The 24,779-nt window shown below is 46.2% G+C and carries 22 protein-coding genes and 1 other RNA gene; 17 read left to right on the forward strand and 6 right to left on the reverse strand.

From position 1 onward, the window contains the following. The first annotated feature begins 18 nt into the window (after window positions 1–18). From rlmN to AB9N12_RS13470, 9 genes are all read left to right on the forward strand, one after another. Window positions 19–1,053 (forward strand): 23S rRNA (adenine(2503)-C(2))-methyltransferase RlmN, encoded by a 1,035-nt coding sequence (gene rlmN / locus AB9N12_RS13430; protein ID WP_369892527.1) that lies wholly within the window; start codon window positions 19–21, stop codon window positions 1,051–1,053. 18 nt (window positions 1,054–1,071) lie between these two features. Beyond that, a complete protein-coding gene (locus AB9N12_RS13435; RefSeq protein WP_369892528.1) occupies window positions 1,072–2,112 on the forward strand; it encodes a DUF4837 family protein in 1,041 nt (346 codons plus the stop codon). A 4-nt stretch (window positions 2,113–2,116) separates the two neighbouring features. Then, complete coding sequence (gene pdxA, locus AB9N12_RS13440; RefSeq protein WP_369892529.1) at window positions 2,117–3,211, forward strand: 4-hydroxythreonine-4-phosphate dehydrogenase PdxA; 1,095 nt, start codon at window positions 2,117–2,119, stop codon at window positions 3,209–3,211. Window positions 3,212–3,220: 9 nt separating this feature from the next. After that, window positions 3,221–4,462 (forward strand): sigma-54 interaction domain-containing protein, encoded by a 1,242-nt coding sequence (locus AB9N12_RS13445; RefSeq protein WP_369892530.1) that lies wholly within the window; start codon window positions 3,221–3,223, stop codon window positions 4,460–4,462. Then, the gene (lptE, locus tag AB9N12_RS13450; protein WP_369892531.1) at window positions 4,449–4,976 is read left to right on the forward strand and encodes an LPS assembly lipoprotein LptE; all 528 of its coding nucleotides are present in this window, start codon (window positions 4,449–4,451) and stop codon (window positions 4,974–4,976) included. The genes AB9N12_RS13445 and lptE overlap by 14 nt, the downstream gene beginning before the upstream one ends. Before the next feature lie 5 nt (window positions 4,977–4,981). Beyond that, window positions 4,982–5,755: a tetratricopeptide repeat protein gene (locus tag AB9N12_RS13455; RefSeq protein WP_369892532.1), complete on the forward strand. Its 774-nt coding sequence runs from the start codon at window positions 4,982–4,984 to the stop codon at window positions 5,753–5,755. Window positions 5,756–5,761: 6 nt separating this feature from the next. After that, window positions 5,762–6,172: a preprotein translocase subunit SecG gene (gene secG, locus AB9N12_RS13460; protein WP_369892533.1), complete on the forward strand. Its 411-nt coding sequence runs from the start codon at window positions 5,762–5,764 to the stop codon at window positions 6,170–6,172. Between the two features lie 244 nt (window positions 6,173–6,416). Beyond that, a complete protein-coding gene (locus tag AB9N12_RS13465) occupies window positions 6,417–7,805 on the forward strand; it encodes an MFS transporter (protein ID WP_369892534.1) in 1,389 nt (462 codons plus the stop codon). 121 nt (window positions 7,806–7,926) lie between these two features. Continuing rightward, window positions 7,927–8,277 (forward strand): PqqD family protein, encoded by a 351-nt coding sequence (locus AB9N12_RS13470; RefSeq protein ID WP_369892535.1) that lies wholly within the window; start codon window positions 7,927–7,929, stop codon window positions 8,275–8,277. 294 nt (window positions 8,278–8,571) lie between these two features. Here the strand turns inward: AB9N12_RS13470 and AB9N12_RS13475 are convergent, their stop codons facing one another. From AB9N12_RS13475 to AB9N12_RS13490, 4 genes are all read right to left on the reverse strand, one after another. Further along, window positions 8,572–9,930: a transposase gene (locus tag AB9N12_RS13475; RefSeq protein WP_369892536.1), complete on the reverse strand. Its 1,359-nt coding sequence runs from the start codon at window positions 9,928–9,930 to the stop codon at window positions 8,572–8,574. A gap of 217 nt (window positions 9,931–10,147) precedes the next feature. After that, window positions 10,148–10,432, reverse strand: coding sequence for a hypothetical protein (locus tag AB9N12_RS13480; RefSeq protein WP_369892537.1), 285 nt, complete (start codon window positions 10,430–10,432; stop codon window positions 10,148–10,150). A 40-nt stretch (window positions 10,433–10,472) separates the two neighbouring features. Further along, window positions 10,473–11,540: a DUF4831 family protein gene (locus AB9N12_RS13485; protein ID WP_369892538.1), complete on the reverse strand. Its 1,068-nt coding sequence runs from the start codon at window positions 11,538–11,540 to the stop codon at window positions 10,473–10,475. 72 nt (window positions 11,541–11,612) lie between these two features. After that, a complete protein-coding gene (locus tag AB9N12_RS13490) occupies window positions 11,613–13,124 on the reverse strand; it encodes an NAD(P)H-hydrate dehydratase (RefSeq protein ID WP_369892539.1) in 1,512 nt (503 codons plus the stop codon). 567 nt (window positions 13,125–13,691) lie between these two features. On the opposite strand from AB9N12_RS13490, the gene AB9N12_RS13495 reads away from it, so the two are divergent. The 7 genes from AB9N12_RS13495 to AB9N12_RS13525 all read left to right on the forward strand — a co-directional run bounded on the left by AB9N12_RS13495 (window position 13,692) and on the right by AB9N12_RS13525 (window position 19,925). After that, window positions 13,692–13,916 carry a winged helix-turn-helix domain-containing protein gene (locus AB9N12_RS13495; protein WP_369892540.1) on the forward strand — a complete coding sequence of 75 codons (225 nt, stop codon included), beginning with the start codon at window positions 13,692–13,694 and terminating at the stop codon, window positions 13,914–13,916. A gap of 295 nt (window positions 13,917–14,211) precedes the next feature. Beyond that, on the forward strand, window positions 14,212–15,756 hold the full coding sequence (locus tag AB9N12_RS13500) for a peptide MFS transporter (protein WP_369892541.1): 1,545 nt from the start codon (window positions 14,212–14,214) through the stop codon (window positions 15,754–15,756). A gap of 41 nt (window positions 15,757–15,797) precedes the next feature. Then, complete coding sequence (gene hpt / locus AB9N12_RS13505) at window positions 15,798–16,334, forward strand: hypoxanthine phosphoribosyltransferase (RefSeq protein WP_369892542.1); 537 nt, start codon at window positions 15,798–15,800, stop codon at window positions 16,332–16,334. 65 nt (window positions 16,335–16,399) lie between these two features. After that, complete coding sequence (locus AB9N12_RS13510) at window positions 16,400–16,969, forward strand: adenylate kinase (protein ID WP_369892543.1); 570 nt, start codon at window positions 16,400–16,402, stop codon at window positions 16,967–16,969. Between the two features lie 117 nt (window positions 16,970–17,086). Beyond that, complete coding sequence (gene obgE / locus AB9N12_RS13515) at window positions 17,087–18,253, forward strand: GTPase ObgE (RefSeq protein WP_369892544.1); 1,167 nt, start codon at window positions 17,087–17,089, stop codon at window positions 18,251–18,253. Then, window positions 18,250–19,071 (forward strand): peptidoglycan editing factor PgeF, encoded by an 822-nt coding sequence (gene pgeF / locus AB9N12_RS13520; protein WP_369892545.1) that lies wholly within the window; start codon window positions 18,250–18,252, stop codon window positions 19,069–19,071. The genes obgE and pgeF overlap by 4 nt, the downstream gene beginning before the upstream one ends. Window positions 19,072–19,259: 188 nt before the next feature. Beyond that, window positions 19,260–19,925: a B3/4 domain-containing protein gene (locus tag AB9N12_RS13525; RefSeq protein WP_369892891.1), complete on the forward strand. Its 666-nt coding sequence runs from the start codon at window positions 19,260–19,262 to the stop codon at window positions 19,923–19,925. 204 nt (window positions 19,926–20,129) lie between these two features. Here the strand turns inward: AB9N12_RS13525 and AB9N12_RS13530 are convergent, their stop codons facing one another. Both AB9N12_RS13530 and AB9N12_RS13535 read right to left on the reverse strand, forming a co-directional pair. Then, window positions 20,130–21,287 carry a lactonase family protein gene (locus AB9N12_RS13530; RefSeq protein WP_369892546.1) on the reverse strand — a complete coding sequence of 386 codons (1,158 nt, stop codon included), beginning with the start codon at window positions 21,285–21,287 and terminating at the stop codon, window positions 20,130–20,132. Between the two features lie 22 nt (window positions 21,288–21,309). Further along, window positions 21,310–24,150 carry a glycoside hydrolase family 3 N-terminal domain-containing protein gene (locus tag AB9N12_RS13535; RefSeq protein WP_369892547.1) on the reverse strand — a complete coding sequence of 947 codons (2,841 nt, stop codon included), beginning with the start codon at window positions 24,148–24,150 and terminating at the stop codon, window positions 21,310–21,312. 153 nt (window positions 24,151–24,303) lie between these two features. Between AB9N12_RS13535 and ssrA the strand changes: the two genes are divergently transcribed. Further along, window positions 24,304–24,700: a transfer-messenger RNA gene (gene ssrA, locus AB9N12_RS13540) on the forward strand. Window positions 24,701–24,779: the final 79 nt, after the last annotated feature.

The raw sequence follows: 24,779 nt of genomic DNA on the forward strand, positions 1-24,779 counted from the left end.
CCATGAACAGAAAGAAGAATGTCTAAATATCCCCTTTTAGGAATGACTCTTGTAGAGCTTCAATCGTTGACAAAAAGACTGGGTATGCCTGGATTTGCTGCCAAACAGATGGCGTCCTGGCTTTACGAAAAGAAGGTGGCCTCGATTGATGAAATGACTAATCTCTCATTGAAACACCGGGAGTTGCTCAAACAGAACTACGAGGTGGGAGCGGAAGCTCCGGTAGATGAAATGCGTTCTGTAGACGGTACGGTGAAGTATCTTTATCAAGTGGGCGGGAACCATTTTGTGGAATCGGTTTATATACCGGATGATGACCGGGCAACGTTGTGCGTCTCTTCACAAGTGGGATGCAAGATGAATTGTAAGTTCTGTATGACCGGTAAGCAAGGGTATGTCGCCAGCCTGACCGCCGGCCAGATCATTAACCAGATCCATTCGCTGCCGGAACGCGACAAACTGACCAATGTGGTGATGATGGGAATGGGCGAGCCGCTCGATAATCTGGATGAGGTGCTGAAGGCTTTGGAGATACTTACTGCTACTTATGGGTATGCATGGAGCCCGAAGCGTATCACGCTTTCCACCGTCGGGATACGGAAGGGGTTGCGACGCTTTATCGAAGAAAATGATTGCCATCTCGCCATTAGTCTTCACTCTCCTCTGTCTGTTCAACGTTCCGAATTAATGCCGGCGGAAAGGGCGTTTTCGATTACCGAAATCGTGGAGCTGTTAAAGAATTATGATTTTAGTAAACAACGGCGACTCTCGTTTGAATACATTGTCTTCAAGGGGCTCAATGATTCGCCGGTCTATGCTAAAGAGTTGCTGAAACTTCTTCGCGGCTTGGATTGTCGGGTGAATCTGATTCGTTTCCATGCCATACCGGGGGTAGACCTTGAGGGGGCGGATATGGACACGATGACCCGTTTTCGTGATTATCTGACGTCACACGGGCTTTTCACTACGATCCGTTCGTCCAGAGGGGAGGATATCTTTGCTGCTTGCGGCATGTTGTCGACAGCGAAGCAGGAGAAGAATAAGGAAAGTTAATATATAAAACCGAACATCATGAAAAAGTATTCTTTTATTTTATGCATCGCTTGGGTAGCCTTTGTCGTTGCCTCTTGTAGTCTGAAGGGAAATCACACCTCTAGCGGTCGTGCGTACGAACTTTTGGTTGTAGTAGATCACGGTGTTTGGGATCGTGCTGCCGGAAGGGCCTTGCATGACGCGCTCGATTCTGATGTGCCTGGTTTGCCGCAGTCGGAACCTTCTTTCCGGATTATGTATGCATCGCCGAAAGATTATGATTCTACGCTGAAGTTGATACGTAACATTATTATCGTAGATATACAGGATATCTATACAAAAGCCTCGTTTAAATATGCAAAGGATGTGTATGCCAATCCGCAGATGATATTGACGATCCAGGCTCCGAACGAAGAAGAGTTTGAGAAGTTTGCGGAAGAGAACAAGAAGACGATTGTCGACTTCTTTACTCGTGTGGAAATGAATCGCCAGATTGCATTGCTGGAGGAGAAACATTGCAACTTTGTTTCTACCAAAGTGGACAGCCTGTTCGGTTGCGATATTTGGTTGCCGTCCGAACTGACCAACTCCAAAACCGGTGAGGATTTCTTCTGGGCTTCTACCAATACGGGTACTGCCGACCGCAACTTCGTGATGTACTCTTATCCGTATACTGACAAAGATACGTTTACCAAAGCTTATTTTGTGCACAAACGTGATTCGGTAATGAAAGCCAATATCCCCGGATTCAAGGAAGGCGTTTATATGTCGACCGACAGTTTGCTGACTGATGTCCTCCCGATCAATGTAAAGAACTCCTACACCCTGGAAGCACGTGGCCTGTGGCGTATGAAGGGCGACTTTATGGGGGGACCGTATGTGTCTCATACGCGTCTGGACGAGAAAAACCAACGAATTATTACAGCAGAAATATTTGTTTATTCACCTGATAAAATGAAACGCAACCTGGTACGCCAGATGGAAGCATCTCTGTATACGCTGAAACTTCCGAATGAAGTTCAGCAGAATCAGATTCCATTGGGAGAAACATCGAAGGGGGCGGAGCAAACTAATAAATAAAAAGATGGAAGATAACAAGATAAGAATAGGTATCACTCAGGGAGATATTAACGGAGTGGGCTATGAGGTGATTCTTAAGACTTTTTCCGATCCTACGATGTTGGAACTGTGTACTCCGATCATTTACGGCTCACCGAAAGTAGCGGCTTATCATCGCAAGGCGCTGGATATACAGACCAATTTCTGTATTGTCAACTCTGCATCCGAAGCGGGACACAACCGTTTGAGCGTGGTGAACTGCACGAATGATGAGGTGAAAGTGGAATTCTCCAAACCCGACCCGGAAGCCGGCAAGGCTGCGCTGGGAGCTTTGGAACGCGCTATCGAAGAGTATCGCGAAGGGTTGATAGATGTTATCGTAACTGCTCCGATCAACAAGCATACGATTCAGTCGGAAGAGTTCTCATTCCCCGGGCATACGGAATATATCGAAGAGCGCCTGGGCAATGGCGATAAGGCATTGATGATCTTGATGAAGGATGACTTACGGGTGGCTTTGGTGACGACACATATCCCTGTCAGAGAGATCGCGACTACGATTACCAAAGAACTGGTTCAGGAGAAGCTGATGATATTCCATCGTTGTCTGAAACGGGATTTCGGTATCGGCGCTCCGCGTATTGCGGTGCTCTCTCTCAATCCTCATGCCGGAGACGGAGGCTTGCTGGGAATGGAAGAGCAGGAGGTGATTATCCCTGCCATGAAAGAGATGGAAGAGAAAGGGATCCTTTGCTACGGCCCTTATGCGGCCGACGGCTTTATGGGGTCAGGCAATTATACTCATTTTGATGGGGTCCTGGCGATGTATCACGATCAGGGACTGGCGCCGTTCAAGACATTGGCCATGGAAGACGGGGTCAACTATACGGCAGGTTTGCCGGTCGTGCGTACTTCTCCGGCTCATGGAACGGCTTATGACATTGCAGGCAAGGGGGTGGCTTGTGAGGATTCTTTCCGCCAGGCAATCTATGTGGCCATCGATGTGTTCCGTAATCGTCAGCGGGAAAAAGAGGCTCGTGTAAATCCGTTGCGTAAACAGTATTACGAGAAACGGGACGATAGTGATAAATTGAAACTGGATACAGTAGACGAAGATTAAAGAGTAGTAATGACAAAAGCAGAGATACAACAAGTGAAACAGCGTTTCGGTATTATAGGTAATACCGAAACGCTGTTGCGCGCCATAGATGTTGCCATTCAGGTAGCTCCTACCGATTTGTCTGTACTGATTACCGGAGAAAGTGGAGTCGGAAAAGAGAGTTTTCCGCAGATTATTCATCAATATAGCCGGAGGAAGCACGGGCAGTATATCGCTGTTAACTGTGGAGCTATTCCGGAGGGTACGATTGATTCCGAACTGTTTGGGCACGAGAAGGGTGCGTTTACGGGTGCGATTGGCGAGCGGAAAGGGTATTTTGGAGAAGCCGACGGTGGTACGATATTCCTGGATGAGGTAGGGGAGTTGCCGATGCCTACCCAGGCACGTTTGCTCCGGGTGTTGGAGAGTGGCGAGTTTATAAAGGTCGGTTCGTCTAAAGTGCAAAAGACGGATGTTCGCATTGTTGCAGCTACCAATGTCAATCTGACACAGGCGATTGCCGAAGGACGTTTCCGTGAGGATTTATATTACCGGTTGAATACGGTGCCTATCCAGATTCCTCCTTTGCGTGAACGTGGAGACGATGTGATCCTGTTGTTCCGTAAGTTTTCCGCAGACTTTGCAGAGAAATACCGGATGCCTGCTATCCAGCTGGCAGAGGATGCAAAGAAAGAGTTGCAGGCTTACCCGTGGCCCGGAAACGTGCGCCAGTTGAAGAATATCACCGAACAGATATCCATCATTGAAACCAACAGGGAGATCACGGCTGCCATCTTGCAGAATTATCTTCCCACACAGAATATGCAGCGTCTTCCCGCACTGATGGGAACACGCGAAAGTAAAGGGTTTGAGAGCGAACGGGAAATTCTTTATTCCGTGCTGTTCGACATGCGGCAGGAAGTGGCGGAGCTGAAGAAGATGGTGCACAACCTGATGGCGGAACGTGCCGGACAGGTGGGGCAGGTAGGACAAATGGAAACGGTGGTCACTACTCCGGTAGTGACGACGCATCAGTCTGCAGTACCTGCTATCATTCATACCATGCAGCCTACGGTTTGCAAGGATGACGATGACATACAGGACACCGAAGAATATGTGGAAGAATCTCCTTTATCACTGGACGAAGTAGAAAAAGAAATGATACGCAAAGCACTTGAAAGGCATCATGGAAAGCGGAAGAGTGCGGCTAAGGACTTGAATATTTCCGAGCGTACGCTGTATAGAAAAATAAAAGAATATGAATTGGATTAAGAGAATAATACGTCCGTTGTTACTGTTCGGCTTGCCGTTGGTAGTTATTGCGTGCACTGTTTCCTATAAGTTTAACGGATCGTCTATCAATTATGATAAGGTAAAGACCATTTCGATAGCAGATTTCCCTATCAAATCGGAGTATGTGTATGCTCCGTTGGCGACCAAATTCAATGAAGACCTGAAAGATATCTTCATCCGGCAAACCCGTCTGCAACTGCTCAAGCCGAGTCAGAATGCCGACCTGCAGATTGACGGAGAAATCACGGGATACAATCAGTATAACCAGGCCGTATCTGCCGACGGGTACTCTTCGGAGACGAAGCTGACTATCACCGTCAATGTGCGTTTTGTCAATAACACCAATCATGCCGAAGACTTTGAACAACAGTTTTCCGCGTTCCGTACCTATGATTCCAGCCAGTTGCTGACTGCCGTACAGGATGGATTGATTGCTGAAATGTCCAAAGAGATCACCGACCAAATTTTTAATGCAACTGTAGCAAACTGGTAATATAAATGGCTGCTGTTAACTTTCAACAATGGATTCAACATCCCGAAACGTTGAATAGGGATACTTTGTACGAACTGCGCAATCTTCTTGCAAGGTATCCGTATTTTCAGTCGCTGCGCCTGCTGTATCTGAAGAACCTGTATATTCTCCATGATATTAGTTTCGGTGGAGAACTGCGGAAAGCGGTTCTTTGCATTGCAGACAGGCGGAAGTTGTTCCGGCTGATTGAAGGGGAACGCTACGAGGTGCTGGCACGGAAAAAGGGAGTACTCCTCACGGAAGTACTGAAGGAAGAGCCATCGGTAGACCGCACATTGGCATTGATCGATGCTTTCTTGTCCACAGTACCCGAAGAGATGACTGCCCAGACGAGCCTCGACTATTCCATGGATTACACCTCTTATCTTTTGGAGGAGACTCCGGCCGCGGAACAGTTGTCTGAAGAAACGCCAAAACTGAAAGGCTTCGAACTGATTGACAACTTTATAGAAAAGAGTGAGAGTGACTCTCCCCTCTGCATGAAACCTTTGAGAGAAGAAACACCCTCTTCCGCCACCTCTCCGGACGACTCCTCTGAAGAAAAAGCAAGGGGAGAAGAGGAGGTGGACGACAGCTGTTTTACGGAAACTTTGGCAAAAATCTATGTTAAACAGCGACGATATTCGAAAGCTCTTGAAATAATTAAAAAATTAAGCTTGAAATATCCAAAAAAAAATGCTTACTTTGCAGACCAAATCAGATTTTTGGAGAAATTGATTATTAACGCTAATTCAAAATAACTAAAAATGTACTTATTATTCGTTATCTTAATGGTTATTGCAGCCTTGTTGATGTGCTTCATTGTGCTGATTCAGAACTCAAAAGGAGGCGGACTTGCTTCTGGTTTCTCTTCATCTAACGCCATTATGGGCGTGCGCAAGACTACAGATTTTCTGGAAAAAGCAACATGGGGTCTGGCTATCTTCATGGTGGTAATGAGCATTGCTACAGCTTATGTAGTTCCTCGCTCTGATGTTGCTAAAGACGCAGTGTTGGAACAGGCACAGAAAGAACAACAGACCAACCCGTATAACTTACCCGCAGGTACGGCTGCACCGCAAACTGATGCTCCCGCTACCAACGCACCGGCTACAGAGACTCCGGCATCTGCTACAGAAACTCCGGCATCGGCTGAAACTCCTGCTAAAGCAGAGTGATTTGCTCCGCCGTTAGGTAAGATTAGGGATAAATCATTTGAGGAAAGGTGCAGACAGATGCTGCATTTCTTTGATCGTTAAGTGCGGATTACGCAGATTGCACGGATTTTCAATGTTCCGGGTGGTCAGTGTAATCCGCACTTAACTTTTTCTTCTAAAAACAATCTCTTTGTGATAGAAACAAACGAGATTTAACTACCTTTGTCGGCTGTATAAGATTATTAACCACTATTTTAATATAACAATGACAGAACATTTGAAACAAAAATTGAATGACTCCGCCGTACTCCGATGGAGTGTTCTAGCATTGGTTGCATTTACCATGCTATGCGGCTATTTCCTCACCGACGTAATGTCTCCTCTAAAACCCATGCTCGAGAAAGAACTGTTATGGGATAGCCTTGACTATGGCTTCTTCACAAGTGCTTACGGGTGGTTTAATGTATTCCTGTTGATGCTGATCTTCGGTGGTATCATTCTGGATAAGATGGGAGTTCGTTTCACCGGAATGGGAGCTTGCTTATTGATGGTGTTTGGTTGTGGATTGAAATACTATGCGGTTTCCACGACTTTCCCGGAAGGCGCCATGCTCTTCGGATTCAAAACCCAGGTGACTTTGGCTGCATTGGGATATGCTATTTTTGGTGTAGGTGTGGAGATCGCCGGTATTACAGTTTCCAAGATTATTGTGAAATGGTTCAAGGGCAAGGAAATGGCATTGGCTATGGGACTTGAAATGGCTACGGCACGTATCGGAACAACTCTGGCGATGGTGCTCACGGTTCCATTGGCAGACTTCTTCGGATATACGGATGAGAGTGGCGTATTCCATACCAATATTCCTGCTCCTATTCTGTTTTGTCTGATTATGTTGTGTGTGGGGACGATTGCTTTTTTCCTTTATACTTTCTATGATAAGAAGCTGGATGCTTCTTTGGATGCAGAGGGACTGGAACCGGAAGAACCGTTCCGTATGAAAGATATCGTGTATATCGTCACCAATAAGGGATTCTGGTTGATTGCCTTGCTATGTGTCTTGTTCTACTCAGCTGTATTCCCCTTTATCAAGTATGCTGCCGACTTGATGGTGCAGAAATATAATGTAGATCCGAAGTTGGCGGGAACGATTCCCGGATTGTTGCCGATTGGTGCAATCATTCTGACTCCGTTGTTCGGTTCGTTATATGACCGTATCGGTAAGGGAGCCACATTGATGATCATCGGATCGGTGATGCTGATTTTTGTGCATACCATGTTTGCTCTGCCTATACTTAATATATGGTGGTTTGCTACCATTATAATGGTTATATTGGGATTTGCCTTCTCACTGGTGCCTTCGGCTATGTGGCCTTCGGTTCCGAAGATTATTCCGGAAAAACAGTTGGGCACAGCCTATGCATTGATTTTCTGGGTGCAGAACTGGGGATTGATGGGAGTTCCTTTGTTGATCGGATGGGTGTTGAATGCTTATTGCAAAGGGCCGGTGGTAGACGGTGCACAGACCTATGATTACACATTGCCGATGACTCTTTTTGCTCTCTTTGGGGTACTTGCTCTGATAGTGGCTCTGATGTTGAAGGCAGAGAACAAAAAGAAGGGATATGGTTTGGAAGAGGCAAATATCCGGAAATAATATCGGAATTCTGTTTCTAAAGTAATACAGGAACTCCGTTTCTAAAGTAATACAGGATTCAGTATCAAGGTGTAAACAACAGAGTATCGGTATTAATACGTTGAAATAAAGAATAAGAAGTATGGCTGCCAAAGAGAAAATCAACCTGTTAGAGGTCATTCCCTGTCGCAGTGAACATATTACAGCAGAAAGGGAAGGGGAGACGATTGTGCTCTCCTTTCCCCGTTTTAAACATCCGTGGATGCAACGCTTCCTCGTGCCGAAAGGTATGTCGAAAGAACTTCATGTGCGATTGGAAGAACACGGTACGGCTGTGTGGGAGCTGATAGATGGAAAACGTACTGTTCGTGAGATTATAGAAGAACTCGCAGTCCACTTTCAACATGAAGAGGGCTACGAGTCGCGTGTATCGGCTTATCTTTCTCAAATGCAGAAAGATGGATTGATAAAACTGATGGTGCCAGTCGTATAAATGTGAATCTATATTTCACTACAGAGGACGCAGAGGCTTCCTCTTTTTTGTTCACAATAGATTAAAACACAGAGTCTAACGTTTTTAATAATCGTATTTATCGCTCTCTTTTTAGGAATATTCAGTAAATGTTCCCCCCAAATACCATGGCATATGAAGATGATAGAGTATAATCACTTCATATGCCATTATTATTGTCATTTTTCTGTATATTCTCATATACTCTTATCTGACAATACATGAAGTTCCGGAAGAAGTCTTCTGACCTCTTCTGATTCTTTCAGTAAACTCATATCATGCAGCTTTCCCCGTTCTGTTCCTGATCTTGTCAATCACCAGTATGGCATTTGCTGTATGTATTCCGAAGAAAATCCACAGGATTTCCGTCTTCTTGTTCCTTGCCTTTATCCTTGCGAGCGAGTAATGTTGCTTTTGAGTGCCGAAGCTTCCTTCAAGCCGTGTGGCCCTTTCTTTTGAGAGTTCGCTTCTAAGCAGCTTCCTCAAAGGCTCATCTTTGCCCTCCCTTCCCTTGCGCACAAAGGATGTGGATATCCCATATTTAGTACAGAACTTTCTGTTGGCATTATTGGCATATATGGAATCGGCAGCCACACATCTTACCCTTACATTCATCAGCTTCTGCTGCATACGGATACAGTCCTTCAAGCGTATCCCCTCATTGAAAGCCTTGAACGAGAGGTGTTCGATGAACGATATGCCGTCTATCTGTATATTATTGACCTTTGCACCGAACTCGACGGACTTGGTTTCCTTGCCTCTGACGATGGGACGTACATAATGACGGTCGATGCTGATGATGCGGTCACTGACTTTTCGCCCTTCAAACATTTCCTTTTCCTGTACAAGCACCTTTCTGATGATGGAAAGACGCTTATGGTAATCCTGTGTATATCGGAGTAAAGCACCGTACTCGCTATGGAGCCCATCCCTTTGACTGAGGAGCTTTTCAAGAAGCTTGATCATACGGCGCTTAAGCATTCTTGTCCTTGAAGCTCTCCTCTTTCTTTTCTTGCAGTAGGACAGATAGGATTCCGCCACATTCCTGTATTTGTTGCGCGGACGCCTTATGCCCAGATCCCTGCAATGCCGGCATATATGCCTGTAGAGCCATTCGATGCTTTCCCAAAGGAGTTTCATGTCCGTAGGAAAACGCATGTGGCTCTCATAGCATGTGGCATCGGTCATGCAGACGTGAAGGTTATCAAGATAAGGTTTCCAGTGTGAAGCCAGGATCTCCTGGAAGGAATCAATGTCAAGGCGGGATGCTATCTCATTACGGATGGCACTGACTATCTTGAAGTTGGTTATGGGAAGGGACGGGGGGATCATGATTCCACAGAACATCTGGTAGTGTATGTTCCCGTTCAGATGTTCCACCAGTTTCCTGTCGGAGAATCCGGTGTATGCCTTCAGGACCATAAGGGCGATCTTTGCGGAAGGACTGAATATGTTCCTGCGGCCCAAACGTTGTTCAGACAGGCCTGCGGCTTTTGCCATACGATCAAATGGAAAGACCGAATGAAGCCTGCCAAGCTCACTCTCATGAAAACTCTTGCGGTATTTTTCCAGAATATCAAATTCTGTAAAGCCCAAAGTTGGGTGGATTTCTGAAATTTTTTGTATCTTAGCCATATCTTAGTTGGGGAATTTCCCCCGTTTGGGCCGTCAAACCTTGTTTTCGGGGGAATACCTAAAGATACTAAAAAGCCAACTAATTCGCAATAATTTGTGTATGAATTAGTTGGCTCATTTTATAATATTTAATGAATGTCCCTTTTTAATTGCGGAAAGAGAGAGAGAAGAACTCTGTGTTCTCCGTGTCCTCTGTGGTGGACTCATCAATTCACATTTATTTGATAAATACAGCCCAAAGTATGACAGCAATTGTTATCAGGACACCCATGATTATAAGTGTTCCCCACACAAAATAATTGCTGTCTTTCTCTTTCTTTTTCCCCGAGTCGTGGATAATGCGTTCCATTTCTTCAGGAGTAGTATTGGGTAGTGGATAAGGTTCGTTGGTGCGGTTGAGATGCTTCAGCTTCTCGTTGGTACGTTCACGGCGCAGGCGGGAAGCTTCCCGACCTTCACTCAGCCGGCGTATCATGTCGAGCATATATCCTTCACCACCCATATTCCTTGTTTTTCAGAAGTTAGTTCGGTTCCTTGTTTTTCTATTTTTCTTCTTCTCTGTCCACCTTGAGCAATCCTCCCGTATTCGGATCAAAATAAACTTTGATGGTAGAATTCTTGTTGAACAAGACCGGAGCCAGGTATTCTATCACACCGAATTGAGTAACAGGAAGCTCACCTTCGTAAAGTCTCTTTTTACCGTCTGTCAATGTAACCATCGCTTGTCCGGGTACGTTATAGGCGATTCCATCCAAATCTTTCTTTTTCTTACCCTCTTCCTGTGGTATATTGACGGATTTCAGGTCTTTTAGACTGATATAAAACGGAGTTCCTGCCAAATCATTGTTGGCAACTACACCCAACTTCTTTGAGAAGCGGAAAGCTACTTCATTGTTGAATTCCTTGTCGGGAGTAAGGCGGACAGTGAATGTTCTCTCTTCTTTGTTGCGAGTACCCGAGAACATTTGCGTCATGGCTTCTTCTTGTGCGTTCAGATTATCGAGCATAATCTTAAGTTGTGCTCCGTCTGAAGGCATATTGTCAGCTTGTCCGCGCAATAAGGCATTCTTACTTTCGCGGATGTTATAGATTTCTTTAGCCACCAGCTCGGCCATCTTGGCGGTGGAGCCAGCCATCAGAATCTCTTCAGTCAGGAATTCACGAGGATTTGCTTTCTTTGTGAGGAGTGCGGGAGCCGGAGCCGATTTTTTGTCTGCACTGCTTCTGCTGTAAGGAACATTGATTGTTTTCACAATGCCATCCTCTGTCAGTTCCATGAGCGGTGCTACTGTCTTATCCTTCAATTTCACGAAATACGTAGTTTCGCTGTTGGGCACACCTACGGATTTTACTTTTACACTAGCCAGTTCCCAGTATTCTTCGGGGGTGGTGGAGACATTGGTCAGCCGCAGGTAACGATCGGCATATTTACTGAACTCCCCCGGAGTATAGTTGACTTTGTTGGCTTTTATTTCAAGTTCTATTTGGGTTTTGGGAAGACTGTAAACCACTCCATAGTCTTTTCCCCGGGTAACCCCCGTCAGTACTTCGGTTTGTGCATAGGCGGATGTTACCATTAGTAATCCTGTTGCTATAATCAACTTTTTCATATTCGGTTCTTTTTAACTGGTTTTGAAAACAAAGTTAATGAAGTTATTGAGAAAACTGTAAGTTCTTAACTTTTATTCGCTTACAAGTCGCCATGCTGTCGGCAGACAGGTGATAATATCGCTTGCGATCATTCCGACCATTCCTTGTTTCTTCTGGGCGATATCGCCTGCCAATCCGTGAATATAAGTGCCTATTTTAGCGGCTTCTTCGGCTGGGTACCCTTGGGCAAGCAGTGCCAGGATTACTCCGGTCAACGCATCACCGCTACCTCCGGTTGCCATTCCGGGATTTCCGGTTGGGTTGAAGAAACATTTACCTTCGGGGGTGATGATGGCGGAATAGGCTCCTTTTAAAATAATGTGTACATGAGCGGCACGGGCCAATTCGCAAGCCTTCATCAGACGTCCGTAAGAGTCCTGGCATTTGCCGGTCAGTCGTTCCAGTTCTTTCGGATGCGGGGTCAGTATGGAACCTTTCGGCAGATGTGTAAGTGTGTGGTGGTGGTTGGCGAGGATATTCAGTGCGTCGGCATCCAACACAACAGGAGTTTGGCAGTGTTCCAGTTGTTCCAGTAAGGCAGCTTCCGTTTCCTCGTTTCTCCCCAGTCCCGGACCGATGCCGACCGCCTGATAATCGTCCGTGTCGGTAGGTACGGCGAAATAGTTTTCGCTGGCGTCCGTCTCCACCATTGCTTCAGGTACGGAGGTTTGCAGGATGTTGTTGTTGCATATCGGAGCGTGCACGGTGAGCAATCCTACACCGGAGCGGAGACAGGCACGGGCGGCGAGGACAGAAGCGCCTGCCATTCCTTTCGAACCGGCAATCAGTAGTGCATGACCGAAATTTCCTTTATGGGCGAATTGTTTGCGTGGTTTGATGAGCGAACGGATTTCTTCAATCTCCAACATTTCGTAGTTCGTTTCCGTCTCTTCGATTCCCTCTTCGCTCAACTGGATATCCAGCAGTTCCCACTCTCCTACGAACTCGGTGTTTTCTGCAAAGAGGAAAGCCAGCTTCGGCAGTTGCAGGCTGAAAGTAACGTCCGCACGGATAATATTGTTTTTGACGTTGAACGTATTCTCTTCTCCCATGAGTCCGGAAGGAATGTCGATGGCCACTACCATGGCGGGAGAGGAATTGATGTATTTCACTACCGCAGCGAATCCGCCGCTCAGCGGTTTGTTCAGTCCGGAACCGAATAGTCCGTCAATAACCAGATGGTCGGCTGTCAGGGTGGGTGGTACGAACTGCGTACTGATTTCGTGGAATGTCACTTCTTCCATCATCTCCACCAGTTCCTTATTGGTCTGGCAGTCGGGTGAAAGCTCCCCTTTGGTGTTGAAGAGGTATACCTCGATCTTATACCCTTTTTCAGCCATCATGCGGGCTACGGCAAGGGCGTCTCCGCCATTATTTCCCGGTCCGGCAAAGACAGTGACGGGTGTTTCCGTATTCCATCTGTCTGTGATGGCTTTGGTTAATGCGGTTGCTGCACGTTCCATCAGATCGATGGATGCAATCGGTTCGTTCTCAATGGTATAAGCGTCCAATTTCTTGATACTGCTATTAGGAAATATTTTCATTGCGATGTTCTTTTTAGTTTTCGGATTACAAATGTACATGATTCTTCTGACTTTTCCCGTTTGTTGTGGGGAATAGTGGCAATTTTCTTTGTTGTTTCCTGCCTTGTAACTACAGTTTCCTCGCCTTGGAACTACAGTTTCTTCACCTTGAAACTACAGTTTCCTCACCTTGAAACTACAGTTTCATCACCTTGGAACTACAGTTTTCCACCTTGAACGACTTGTTCCCCGCCTTGAACCGAGTGTTTTGAGGCATAAAACATTTTGTATTAATTAGGCTTCCCTGAATAAAAGTTTAAATGGAAGGAGCCGTGGATAGTTGATACTTTTTTTTTCGATTCAGTTGGAAAAAGAATCCATTTGAAAAGTTTTTGGAGGAGTATGGTTGAAGGCAATCATCCCCCAAATGGTTCGTTTCCTTACAAGAGTGAAACAAACTTTGATTATGATTGCTCTTGATTATTTGCATTTTACGGGAAAAATGTTATCTTTGTAGGTGTGTGAATAACATGATGTTCATAATGATTCAATCATGAATTACAGATTGTTTAATTTTCTAAAGTTTGCATGATGGAAAAGACTAGAATTGGCTTGAATGCCGGGAAAGTATGGCGTATTTTAAATGAGAAAGGTGAACTTTCCATGTTTGATTTGTGCCGCGATTTAGGTTTGACGTTTGAAGACGTAGCTCTCGCTGTTGGTTGGCTGGTTAGAGAAAACAAGCTCTTATTGAGAAAAAAAGAAGGAATGCTTTTTGCCAGTATCGAAGATGTCGAATTTACTTTTGGCTAAAGAGAGCAGTAACCTACATTTAAGATGAATTTCCACTTTATTGTTTCCACTGCTGAAAAGTTACGAAGTGGATCAGTAGGGCTTTTATGCTCATTTTTATGACTCCTCCTCTATTCCTGTTTTCATAAGAACTTCCTTTTTTGGGGGAAGCATTGAATCTGTTTTTCGTACCTTTCTTCTAAAGAAAAAACGGATTCTTTATCTTGTCGGTGTAATATCTCGCTGATTTTATCTACTTTTGCATCCCATAAACTATTAAACACATAAATCCATAAACTATTAAACACATAAATCCATGAGTGCATTGAAAGGGCATCCGAAAGGTCTTTATCTGATTTTCGCGACAAGCACGGCAGAACGTTTCAGTTACTACGGTATGCGTGCGATCTTTATTCTTTTCCTGACGCAGGCGTTATTGTTTGACAAAGAAGCGGCAGCATCCATTTACGGTAGCTATACCGGATTAGTTTATTTAACTCCTTTGATTGGCGGGTACATTGCTGATAAATATTGGGGAATCCGTCGCTCTGTGTTTTGGGGAGCGGTGATGATGGCAGTCGGACAGTTTCTGATGTTTATGAGTGCCTCTACGTTAGAGAATAAGGAGCTTGCCCACTGGATGATGTATGGCGGACTGGCTTTCCTGATTCTGGGAAACGGCTGTTTCAAGCCTACTGTTTCTTCTCTCGTGGGTCAACTCTACGAACCGGGAGACAGGCGACTGGATGCTGCATATACCATCTTTTATATGGGAGTAAATGTGGGTTCTTTTGCTGCCCCCTTGATTTGTGGTTATCTGGGCGATACCGGTAATCCGCACGACTTTAAATGGGGATTCTTGGCAGCCGGAATCATGACACTGTTCACCGTTGTACTTTTTGAAACTCAAAAGAATAAATATCTGTTCTCTCCCTCGGGAGCACCCATCGGTATTATCCCCGATGCCAAACGTGAAAAGAAAGAGGAGAAAGCGGAGCACATCTCACATCCGAAGATGAGCAAGCGTACCAAGTTGCGTAATACCTTTGTCATCACTCTGCTGACGGTTGCTTTAATCGCCTTCTTTAGTTACGCTTTTGATGGTGACTGGGTGAGCATCGGCATTTTTACCGCCTGCATTGTTTTCCCTGTCCTCATCCTGCTGGACGGTTCATTGACGCGGATCGAGCGTAGTCGTATTTTCGTGATCTATATAGTAGCCTTCTTCGTCATTTTCTTCTGGGCGGCTTACGAACAGGCAGGAGCCTCTTTGACCCTCTTTGCCTCCGAACAGACCAACCGAGAGATTCTAGGTTGGGAAATGCCGGCTTCGTGGTTTCAATCCTTCAATCCTCTGTTTGTGGTTGTCCTGGCATATATCATGCCGGGTGTGTGGAGCTTTCTCAACAAACGGAAGATGGAGCCTTCTTCTCCTACCAAACAAGCGATTGGTCTGCTGCTCCTCTCTTTGGGTTATCTTTTCATCTGCTTCGGAGTGAAAGATGTGGTCCCCGGAGTGAAAGTGAGCATGATTTGGCTGACAGGACTTTACTTCATTCATACCATGGGTGAAATAGCTTTATCACCGATCGGACTATCCATGGTAAATAAGTTGAGCCCGTTGCGTTTCGCTTCTCTGATGATGGGAATCTGGTATCTGTCGACTGCTACCGCCAATAAATTTGCAGGCATGTTGAGCGGACTATATCCGGAAGCCGGAAAGGTGAAATCAATCTTGGGTTATCAGATTGCTACCATGTACGATTTCTTTATGGTATTCGTTGTCATGTCCGGTGTTGCTTCGTTGATTCTGTTCCTTCTCTCGAAGAAATTACAGAAGATGATGCACGGGGTAGAATAAAAAATTGTATTTTTGCAAGGTTATTTTTAAAATTACCGGTTATGGATACCATTCAGATAAAAGACAAACAGTTTACAGTTTCCATTAAGGAACAGGATATTCAGAAAGAAGTGATTCGCGTAGCGAACGAAATCAACCGCGACTTGGCAGGTAAGAATCCGCTCTTCCTGAGCGTGTTGAACGGCTCGTTTATGTTTACTGCCGACTTGTTAAAGCATATCACCATCCCTTGCGAGGTTTCGTTTGTGAAACTGGCTTCTTATCAGGGAGTGACCTCCACCGGAGTGATTAAGGAGGTGATCGGACTGAATGAAGACATTACCGGACGTACAGTAGTCATCGTGGAAGATATTGTGGATACCGGGTTGACCATGCAACGCTTGCTCGACACGCTGGGTACGCGCAACCCCGAAGCAATCCATATCGCTTCTCTCTTGGTGAAACCTGAAAAGCTCAAGGTCGATCTGAATATCGAATATGTAGCAATGGAGATCCCGAACGACTTTATCGTAGGTTACGGACTGGATTATGATGGCTTCGGACGTAACTATCCCGATATTTATACAGTAGTAGATTAAACAGAATAGTAAATAGGTACCAGTTTTAATGGTAAATGGTAAATCGTTAAATTGTAAATAACAACATGTTGAACATCGTAATTTTCGGTGCTCCAGGTTCAGGAAAAGGAACACAGAGCGAACGTATCGTAGAGAAGTATGGAATCAATCACATCTCGACAGGGGATGTATTGCGTGCTGAAATCAAGAATGGCACAGAACTGGGTAAAACAGCTAAAGGTTACATCGACCAGGGTCAATTGATTCCTGATGAATTAATGATCGATATTCTGGCAAGTGTATTCGACAGCTTCAAAGATAGCAAAGGGGTCATTTTCGATGGTTTTCCAAGAACTATTGCACAGGCAGAAGCATTAAAGAAAATGTTGAAGGAAAGAGGACAGGATGTTTCTGTTATGCTCGACTTGGAAGTTCCGGAAGAAGAACTGATGGTACGTCTGATCAAACGTGGTAAGGATTCCGGTCGTGCCGATGATAACGAAGAGACGATTAAAAAACGTCTTCACGTATATCATTCACAGACTGCCCCACTGATCGACTGGTACAAGAACGAAAAGAAGTACCAACACATCAACGGCTTGGGTACGATGGAAGCTATCTTCGCTGATATCTGCAAGGCTGTAGATAAATTGTAATTTAGTAAATCTTACTAATTATCAATACACTATTATAAATGAATAAGTCAGTCAGTAGCCGGAGTATTCTACTTAACTACTCTAACTACTGACAACTTTAACTACTTAAAAAAGAATATGGCTGAATCGAATTTTGTTGATTACGTAAAGATATACTGCCGCTCGGGTAAGGGCGGAAGAGGCTCTACGCACATGAGGCGCGAGAAATATTGCCCTAACGGTGGTCCCGATGGGGGCGATGGTGGAAGAGGAGGTCATATCATCTTGCGCGGTAACCGTAATTACTGGACATTGCTGCACTTGAAGTATGACCGTCACGCAATGGCCGGTCATGGCGAATCGGGGAGCAAAGGACGTAGCTTCGGAAAAGACGGTGCGGATAAAATAATAGAGGTACCTTGCGGAACGGTGGTTTACAATGCCGAAACCGGAGAGTATCTTTGCGATGTGACAGAAGACGGACAGGAAGTGATTCTGCTTAAAGGCGGTCGCGGCGGTCAGGGTAACTGGCATTTCAAGACGGCAACCCGTCAGGCTCCGCGTTTTGCGCAGCCGGGTGAACCGATGCAGGAAATGACCGTTATCATGGAGCTGAAACTGCTTGCCGATGTCGGTCTGGTAGGTTTCCCGAATGCGGGAAAGTCCACTTTGCTTTCTTCCGTTTCGGCGGCAAAACCCAAAATCGCCGATTACCCGTTTACTACGCTCGAACCCAACTTGGGGATCGTGTCCTATCATGATGGGAAGTCTTTCGTGATGGCGGATATTCCGGGGATTATCGAGGGAGCCAGTCAGGGGAAAGGCTTGGGACTGCGTTTCCTACGTCATATCGAACGTAACTCGTTACTGCTCTTCATGGTTCCGGCAGACAGCGATGATATTCGTCAAGAATACGATATTCTGCTGAATGAACTGCGCACCTTCAATCCTGAAATGCTGGACAAACAACGGGTGCTGGCTATCACCAAGAGCGATATGCTCGATCAGGAGTTGATGGACGAGATTGAACCTACATTACCGGAAGGCATACCCCACGTATTCATATCTTCTGTTTCCGGTTTGGGAATCCCGGTGTTGAAAGAGATTCTTTGGGAAGAACTGAACAAGGAAAGCAATAAGATAGAGGCAATCGTTCACCGTCCGAAGGACGTGACCCGCCTGCAACAGGAGCTCAAAGAGATGGGCGAGGATGAAGAGATCGAATACGAGTATGACGAAGATGTGGACGATGAGTACGATGACCTCGATTATGAATACGAGGAGGAAGATTGGGAAGAGAAATGATTTCACTTACAGAAGATAACAGGATGTTGGGGTATGAGTCGCTACACCCGTACTCTGACATTTTTCATTTTGTAACTACCCGCTACGGAGGAGTGGGCGAGGGAACTTATGCATCGTTCAACTGTTCGCATTATTGCGGTGATGATCTTGGAAACGTTCGCGAGAATCGGGCACGCCTTTTAGGAGGATTCCCGCAGCCCCCCATAGAGTTGATAGTGCCGGTGCAGACGCATGGAGTGGAAATGCTTCGCATAGACGCCTCTTTTCATACCTTGCCTGCCGCAAGGAAAGAGGAACTCTTGCACGGGATAGACGCTGTGATGACTTCCGAACCCGGATATTGCATTTGCGTCTCTACGGCAGACTGCGTACCGATATTGCTCTACGACCCTAAACATCGTGCGATAGCCGCCGTTCATGCCGGATGGCGGGGGACAGTGGCGCATATTCTGCATCGAACGTTGCAGAAGATGAACCAATGCTTTGGTACGGAAGGCGGAGATGTGGTGGCGTGCATCGGACCCAGCATTTCGCGGGAATCTTTTGAAGTAGGCGAAGAAGTGTACCAAGCATTTCAACAGCAGGAGTTTGATATGTCCCGTATTTCTGTGTGGAACGGACAGACGGGAAAACATCACATCGACCTGTGGGAAGCCAACCGGATACAGTTGCTGGACTTCGGAGTACCCGACAGCCGGATTGAGCTGTCAGGCATTTGTACCTATATTCATTGCGACGAGTTCTTTTCTGCCCGTCGCTTAGGCATCTGTTCCGGACGTATCTTGTCCGGGATTATGTTGGTCCCGGCTACGGTATGATTACGGTTTGGGTAGACCGATCATTGCATGGAAAGAATCTTACACAAAAAAATGAAACAAGATGGTTTGAGAGAGGGGAGATTTTGAAGGAGAATATCATTAATTGCTATTAAATGGAGGCAAGATATTGAAGCAAAAAACTTATTTTTGTGACCGAAGAACCCGATTAAAAGAACAAATATTGAATGATGTATACAATTACTGTCTCTCAGGAAATAAAGAAGGCATGCCCGGTTTTTGCCGGAGCGGCCGTATATGCCGCAGTGAAGAATACAGCTTACTGCGAAGGTCTTTGGAAGGAAATCAATGCTTTCACCGAACAGCTGACTTCCACTACGCAAATGGAAGACATCAAACGTCAACCGGTCATTGCAGCTACCCGCGAAGCGTACAAGCGTTGTGGGAAAGACCCGGGGCGTTACCGCCCGTCGGCAGAAGCCTTGCGTCGTCGCCTGATGCGTGGGATTCCTTTATATCAGATCAATACGCTGGTAGACCTTATCAATCTTGTCTCTCTCCGAACGGGACATTCTATCGGTGGTTTCGATGCCGATAAGATACAAGGCACGGGGATCGAACTCGGCATCGGGAAAGCGGAAGAACCGTTCGAAGGCATCGGACGCGGAGTGTTGAATATCGAAGGGCTGCCCGTATATCGTGACGCTTTGGGCGGAATCGGAACGCCTACAAGCGACCATGAGCGTACGAAGATGGACGTCGGGACGACTCATATCCTTGCTATCGTCAACGGTTACAATGGAAAAGAGGGCTTGAAGGAGGCTGCCGGAATGATTCAGTCCTTGTTGAGAGAGTATGCGGAATCGGATGGCGGCGAGCTTTTATTTTTCGAATGACTGTGTCAAAAACGGACATTCCCCTTGGGGCTTTTAAAAGCGGGTGACACGTAGACTTAGGTTTGTTTACTTGTCGTTTGAAATTCATCGGCACGTAAGCTGAACAAACAGAGCCTCTATTGGGGTAAAACAGAGGCGCTATTTGGATGAAACAGAGCCTCTATTTGAGTGAAACAGAGGCTCTGTTTGAGTGAGATAGAAGCTCTATTTGGATGGCACAAATTTTATACAAACCGGTTTGTCTACCTTTATATCTTTATGTATGTCCGATAATAATCCCGTATCTGTATCTCTTTGATAAACCTGAATCGCATTACTGTCCCTGCAAGCCACCAGCAGATATTTTCCATTCGGGGTAATGATGAAGTTACGCGGATGAATCCCTGTCAGTTGGTAGCCTGTTTTTGTTAACTTCCCGTTTTCGGGGTCGATACGGAAGATAGCGATACCGTCTGCTTTCAGCCGGTTACTGGCATATAGAAACTTACCGTCCGGACTGATATGGATATCGCCACTACCTCTTGCTCCGACTGTGTCGGCAGCTATTGTCTGAATCTCTTCCAGGTTTCCGTCTTTATATTTGAAAGCGATTACCGTGCCCGAAAGTTCGTTTATCAGATAAGCATACTTGCCATTCGGGGCAAATGTCAGGTGTCGTGGACCTGAACCCGCTTCCACTTTAAAGGCGGCAGGAGAACCTTCTTTGAGGAAAACCTTTTTGTTCTCTGCATCCGCATCCGGGTTAATGATAAACTTGTGTATCCGGTCTGTTCCCAGATTATCGGCAAACAGGTATTTACCGTCCGGAGTGATACGGACACAGTGTAAGTGCGACTGTTCCTGCCGTTCTTTGTCGGTTCCCGAACCTTCGAATTTGATCGTATCGGAAGCGGGCAGGAGTGAACCGTCTTTTGCGATGGGAAAAACGGAGATACTGCCGCCACTATAATTGGCGGTTATCACATGCTTTCCATTCGTTATGATATAACAAGGGTCTTCACCGCCGGTCTTCTGTGAGTTCAGCAATTGGAAGGTCCCTTTTTCTTGATCGAAGGCAAATGCGTTGGCGGCAGCCTGTTCGTTATTGCACTCACTGACTGCATACACCCATTTTCCGTCGGCAGAAGGTACGAGATAAGAAGGGTTTTCTACTTCCACCTCACTGAGTGCGGTGGCTGTTCCGGTTTCTTCATCGAAACGGAAACTGTAAATGCCCTTGCTCTCTCCTGCGGTATATGTGCCTACGAGCATGGTTAACTCTTGATTCGCCGGTCCGGCACTTTCAGTTCGGCCGGCTTTGGAGGAGGTGCAACGGATGGTAGTCATACAGATTATACAGATAGTGGCGATAAATTTTATCATACGGACGGTTCTTATATGGATGTTACTTCTTTAATTGAGGTAGTTTTACCTCTGACACTCCTACCCGGTCACTGCCTAATACAATACGTAAATCGCTGGCGGTAGTCCCTTTGAAACGGAAGTCCAGCAGTTTGTCGTACTCTTTCACACTGCCGGAATATACCGTGAGGAACTGTCCGCCACCACCGGATAGTTGTATCTCAAAGTCTGTCTCCACTCCGTTCTCGCGGGAGAAGGCAATGGATACTCCGTCTATTTTAGCTCCGTTCTGCAAGGCAAAGGTGATGTAGTCGCCTTTATTGCCTTCCCAGGAGGTGGCTAAATTGTTATCCAGTACATTATCTGCCGTTTCGGTGTTGGTACTGGCGCTGACAGGACTGCCGGCTTTGGGGGTGCTTGTAGCGGGAGTTTGCCCCGGTTCGACAACCGTCAGCGTTCCGTTCAGGCGAATATCCGTAGAAGAGGCGCCCAGCATCAATGTGAAATCACCCGGTTCTACTACCCAATGCATATCGGCATTCAGCAGTTCCAGTGCCTTTCGGTCGATGGGGAAAGTGATTTCTTGGGTCTCGCCCGGCTTCAGATGTACCCGTTCGAATCCGGCAAGGTTCTTCTCATAGGTAGTGACGCTGCTCAGTACATCACGTACATAGAGTTGTATCACCTCGTCTCCCGCTCGTTTTCCGGTATTGGTCACTTTACAAGAGACATAAGCCTTCTGGTTGGGAGTGATCACAGCCGGAGAGATTTTCAAGTCGGAATATTCGAAAGTGGTATAACTTAGTCCGTATCCGAAAGGATATAATGCACCGTTGATGCGGGACATGTTACCGTCCGGTCCCGGATTCTTCCCGCCGTCAATCTGGGAAGAGGGTCTGCAAGGGAAGTTGAACGGGATTTGTCCTACTGTTTTCGGGAAAGTGACAGTCAGTTTCCCACCGGGATTATAATCTCCGAAGAGTACATCGGCTACGGCGATCCCACCTTTAGACCCCGGATACCATGCCTCAAGAATAGCCGGGACAAACTTGTCTGCCCAATTGATAGATAATGGGCGGCCGTTGATAAGAACCAGCACAACAGGCTTGCTGGTAGCCACTACCGCTTTTAGTAAATCGAGTTGGCGACCGGGCAGGTCGAGACTGCTGCGGGATTTGTTTTCCCCGCACGTGCGTTGTCCGCCACCTAACACTACAACCGCTACATCTGCCTGTCTGGCCTGACTGACAGCTTTGTCTATCTCCTTTTGTTCTTCATCCGTCAGCGGATGGTCGATGAGTTCCGATTCCGGCCAGTTGGCATCTACCAAGTCGCAGCCTTTCGTATACAATACATCCGCTTTGCCTTTCATCTTATCCTGAATACCTTTCAGGACGGAAGTAACCTCTACTGCCAACGGACCGTAATGGGTCAGCGCATACGAATGTTCATCCGCATTCGGTCCGCAGACTGCTATCTTTCGGATACTTGAAGCGTCCAGCGGCAACAGGTTCTTATCGTTTTTCAAGAGTACGATCGATTCACGGGAAGCTTGCAAAGCGACTTCCTCATTTTCCTTCTTTTCTACTTCTTCATCCGCCCCTTTCAAATCTGTCTGATAAGGATTGTCGAATAAGCCGACCAGAAACTTCACTCTCAGAATATCGCGTACACGGTTATTGATGACTTCTTCGCTCAACCCGCCTTCTTTCACCAACTCCCTTAACGGCAATACATACGAATCCGGCGAACGGAACGTACAACGCACATTCAATCCGGCTTCCACACTTTGGCGAACGGCCTCTTTCATATCTTTGGCAGTCCCGTGCTTGGTATAAAGATATTCTACGGCATCACTGTCCGAAACGACATACCCGCGGAATCCCATTTCACCACGCAAACGGGTAGTCAGCCAATAATAGCTGCTCTGAATCGGGAAACCGTCATAGTCGTTGTAAGAGCTCATCACACCGAGCAATCCCGCTTCACGGATCACTCTTTTAAAAGGATAGGCATGAAGCATCTCCACTTCGCGCGGTGACATCTGCGGGTCGACACGGGCCATTCCTTCGCGTGCACCTTTATTGTTGCTATAAGCGATGAAGTGCTTTCCGGTAGCTGCTACCTGGTGATTATGCTGCATGCCTTTCACCATCTCGATTCCTAATTCCGCAACCAGATAAGGAGATTCTCCATATACCTCTTCATAGCGTCCCCACCGCTGGTCGCGCCCTACGTCAAGTATCGGGGCATATACATTGGTATATCCCAGCATGCGGGCTTCCCGTCCGGTAATCAGTCCTACCCGATGAATAAGCTGCCGGTTCCAGGTATGTCCCAATCCCAGTTGGGTGGGGAAGTTGGTCGCTTTATAACTCTCCACTCCGCGAATCCCTTCGTTGGTAAAGTCGGTAGGAATCCCGAGCCGTGTCTCTTCAATAAAAAAACGTTGCACTTCATTCAGCGCCCAGGCATGTTTGGATGCCGGCCATACATATTCATTGTCCGATGGCGGAAGTCCCCATTGTTGGAAACCGTTCAGATGTTCGTCGATGGCACCGATACCGTCTTTCCAGATTCGGCTTTTCCATTCGGGAGTAGGCAAATCATCTTTCAAGACCCGTTTATATCCGTACAGAGTCACCATCTGGCAGGTTTTCTCCTCCAGTGTCATCTGGCTCAGCAAATCTTCTATGCGTGCATCGATCGGTGCTGTCGGATCTTCGTAAGTATCTTTAACGCCATTCTTATTGAAATCTATCCATCCTTTCTTGTACATTTCCGTACGGACGGGTTTGTAAACAGCAGGTATTCTGGCCGTTTTCTGTGCCGGGAGGATTGCACAACTTCCTAGAAATAAGCCGGTAAGTAAAAGTTTCTTCATGATATCTTTTGTGTTAAGAATAAAATTACCCCGTAAAGATAGTGCTTTGATATAATATTTGCTAACGTCTTCTCGTAATTTCGAAAACATTTTCTATCTTTGCGTCCTCGGAAAGCGTTTTGAACAATCGCTATTCTGCACGAATAAGAATTTGGGGTTGACTGGATTTGACAGCGGGCAGAAATGGTAGGTAAGCATGCAGTGGGTCGGTAATTTCCACTTAAATCTCAGTTATCAAAATTTTATCTGGCGAAACTAATTACGCTCTTGCTGCTTAATCGAATCATAGTAGATTAGCTTAATCCAGGCACAAGGTGCCAGGACGAGACATCACTCGGAAGCTGTTGCTCCGAAGCATTCCGGTTCAGTGGTGCAGTCACATCGGGGATAGTCAAAGGCGGCCTCGCACTTTTGATGAAACTTTAGAGGATAAGGCGGGAATTGATGGCTTTGGTTCTGTTCCCGCACGAAAATTTAGGCAAAGATAAGCATGTAGAAAGCTTATGATTTCCTCGTTTGGACGAGGGTTCGATTCCCTCCAGCTCCACAATTATTAGAAATGGAGAGGCTGTCTAACAGGTTCGGTAATTAGAAGTCACCTCTGCCAAAGCATATCCTGGCAGGGTGAA

It is taken from the genome of Bacteroides sp. AN502(2024), assembly GCF_041227145.1.
Lineage (GTDB): Bacteria > Bacteroidota > Bacteroidia > Bacteroidales > Bacteroidaceae > Bacteroides.

Coding starts and splice junctions, on each gene's coding strand:
- rlmN (WP_369892527.1), top strand. CDS start 19: ATGTCTAAATATCCCCTTTTAGGAATGACTCTTGTAGAGCTTCAATCG.
- AB9N12_RS13435 (WP_369892528.1), top strand. CDS start 1,072: ATGAAAAAGTATTCTTTTATTTTATGCATCGCTTGGGTAGCCTTTGTC.
- pdxA (WP_369892529.1), top strand. CDS start 2,117: ATGGAAGATAACAAGATAAGAATAGGTATCACTCAGGGAGATATTAAC.
- AB9N12_RS13445 (WP_369892530.1), top strand. CDS start 3,221: ATGACAAAAGCAGAGATACAACAAGTGAAACAGCGTTTCGGTATTATA.
- lptE (WP_369892531.1), top strand. CDS start 4,449: ATGAATTGGATTAAGAGAATAATACGTCCGTTGTTACTGTTCGGCTTG.
- AB9N12_RS13455 (WP_369892532.1), top strand. CDS start 4,982: ATGGCTGCTGTTAACTTTCAACAATGGATTCAACATCCCGAAACGTTG.
- secG (WP_369892533.1), top strand. CDS start 5,762: ATGTACTTATTATTCGTTATCTTAATGGTTATTGCAGCCTTGTTGATG.
- AB9N12_RS13465 (WP_369892534.1), top strand. CDS start 6,417: ATGACAGAACATTTGAAACAAAAATTGAATGACTCCGCCGTACTCCGA.
- AB9N12_RS13470 (WP_369892535.1), top strand. CDS start 7,927: ATGGCTGCCAAAGAGAAAATCAACCTGTTAGAGGTCATTCCCTGTCGC.
- AB9N12_RS13475 (WP_369892536.1), bottom strand. CDS start 9,930: ATGGCTAAGATACAAAAAATTTCAGAAATCCACCCAACTTTGGGCTTT.
- AB9N12_RS13480 (WP_369892537.1), bottom strand. CDS start 10,432: ATGGGTGGTGAAGGATATATGCTCGACATGATACGCCGGCTGAGTGAA.
- AB9N12_RS13485 (WP_369892538.1), bottom strand. CDS start 11,540: ATGAAAAAGTTGATTATAGCAACAGGATTACTAATGGTAACATCCGCC.
- AB9N12_RS13490 (WP_369892539.1), bottom strand. CDS start 13,124: ATGAAAATATTTCCTAATAGCAGTATCAAGAAATTGGACGCTTATACC.
- AB9N12_RS13495 (WP_369892540.1), top strand. CDS start 13,692: ATGATGGAAAAGACTAGAATTGGCTTGAATGCCGGGAAAGTATGGCGT.
- AB9N12_RS13500 (WP_369892541.1), top strand. CDS start 14,212: ATGAGTGCATTGAAAGGGCATCCGAAAGGTCTTTATCTGATTTTCGCG.
- hpt (WP_369892542.1), top strand. CDS start 15,798: ATGGATACCATTCAGATAAAAGACAAACAGTTTACAGTTTCCATTAAG.
- AB9N12_RS13510 (WP_369892543.1), top strand. CDS start 16,400: ATGTTGAACATCGTAATTTTCGGTGCTCCAGGTTCAGGAAAAGGAACA.
- obgE (WP_369892544.1), top strand. CDS start 17,087: ATGGCTGAATCGAATTTTGTTGATTACGTAAAGATATACTGCCGCTCG.
- pgeF (WP_369892545.1), top strand. CDS start 18,250: ATGATTTCACTTACAGAAGATAACAGGATGTTGGGGTATGAGTCGCTA.
- AB9N12_RS13525 (WP_369892891.1), top strand. CDS start 19,260: ATGTATACAATTACTGTCTCTCAGGAAATAAAGAAGGCATGCCCGGTT.
- AB9N12_RS13530 (WP_369892546.1), bottom strand. CDS start 21,287: ATGATAAAATTTATCGCCACTATCTGTATAATCTGTATGACTACCATC.
- AB9N12_RS13535 (WP_369892547.1), bottom strand. CDS start 24,150: ATGAAGAAACTTTTACTTACCGGCTTATTTCTAGGAAGTTGTGCAATC.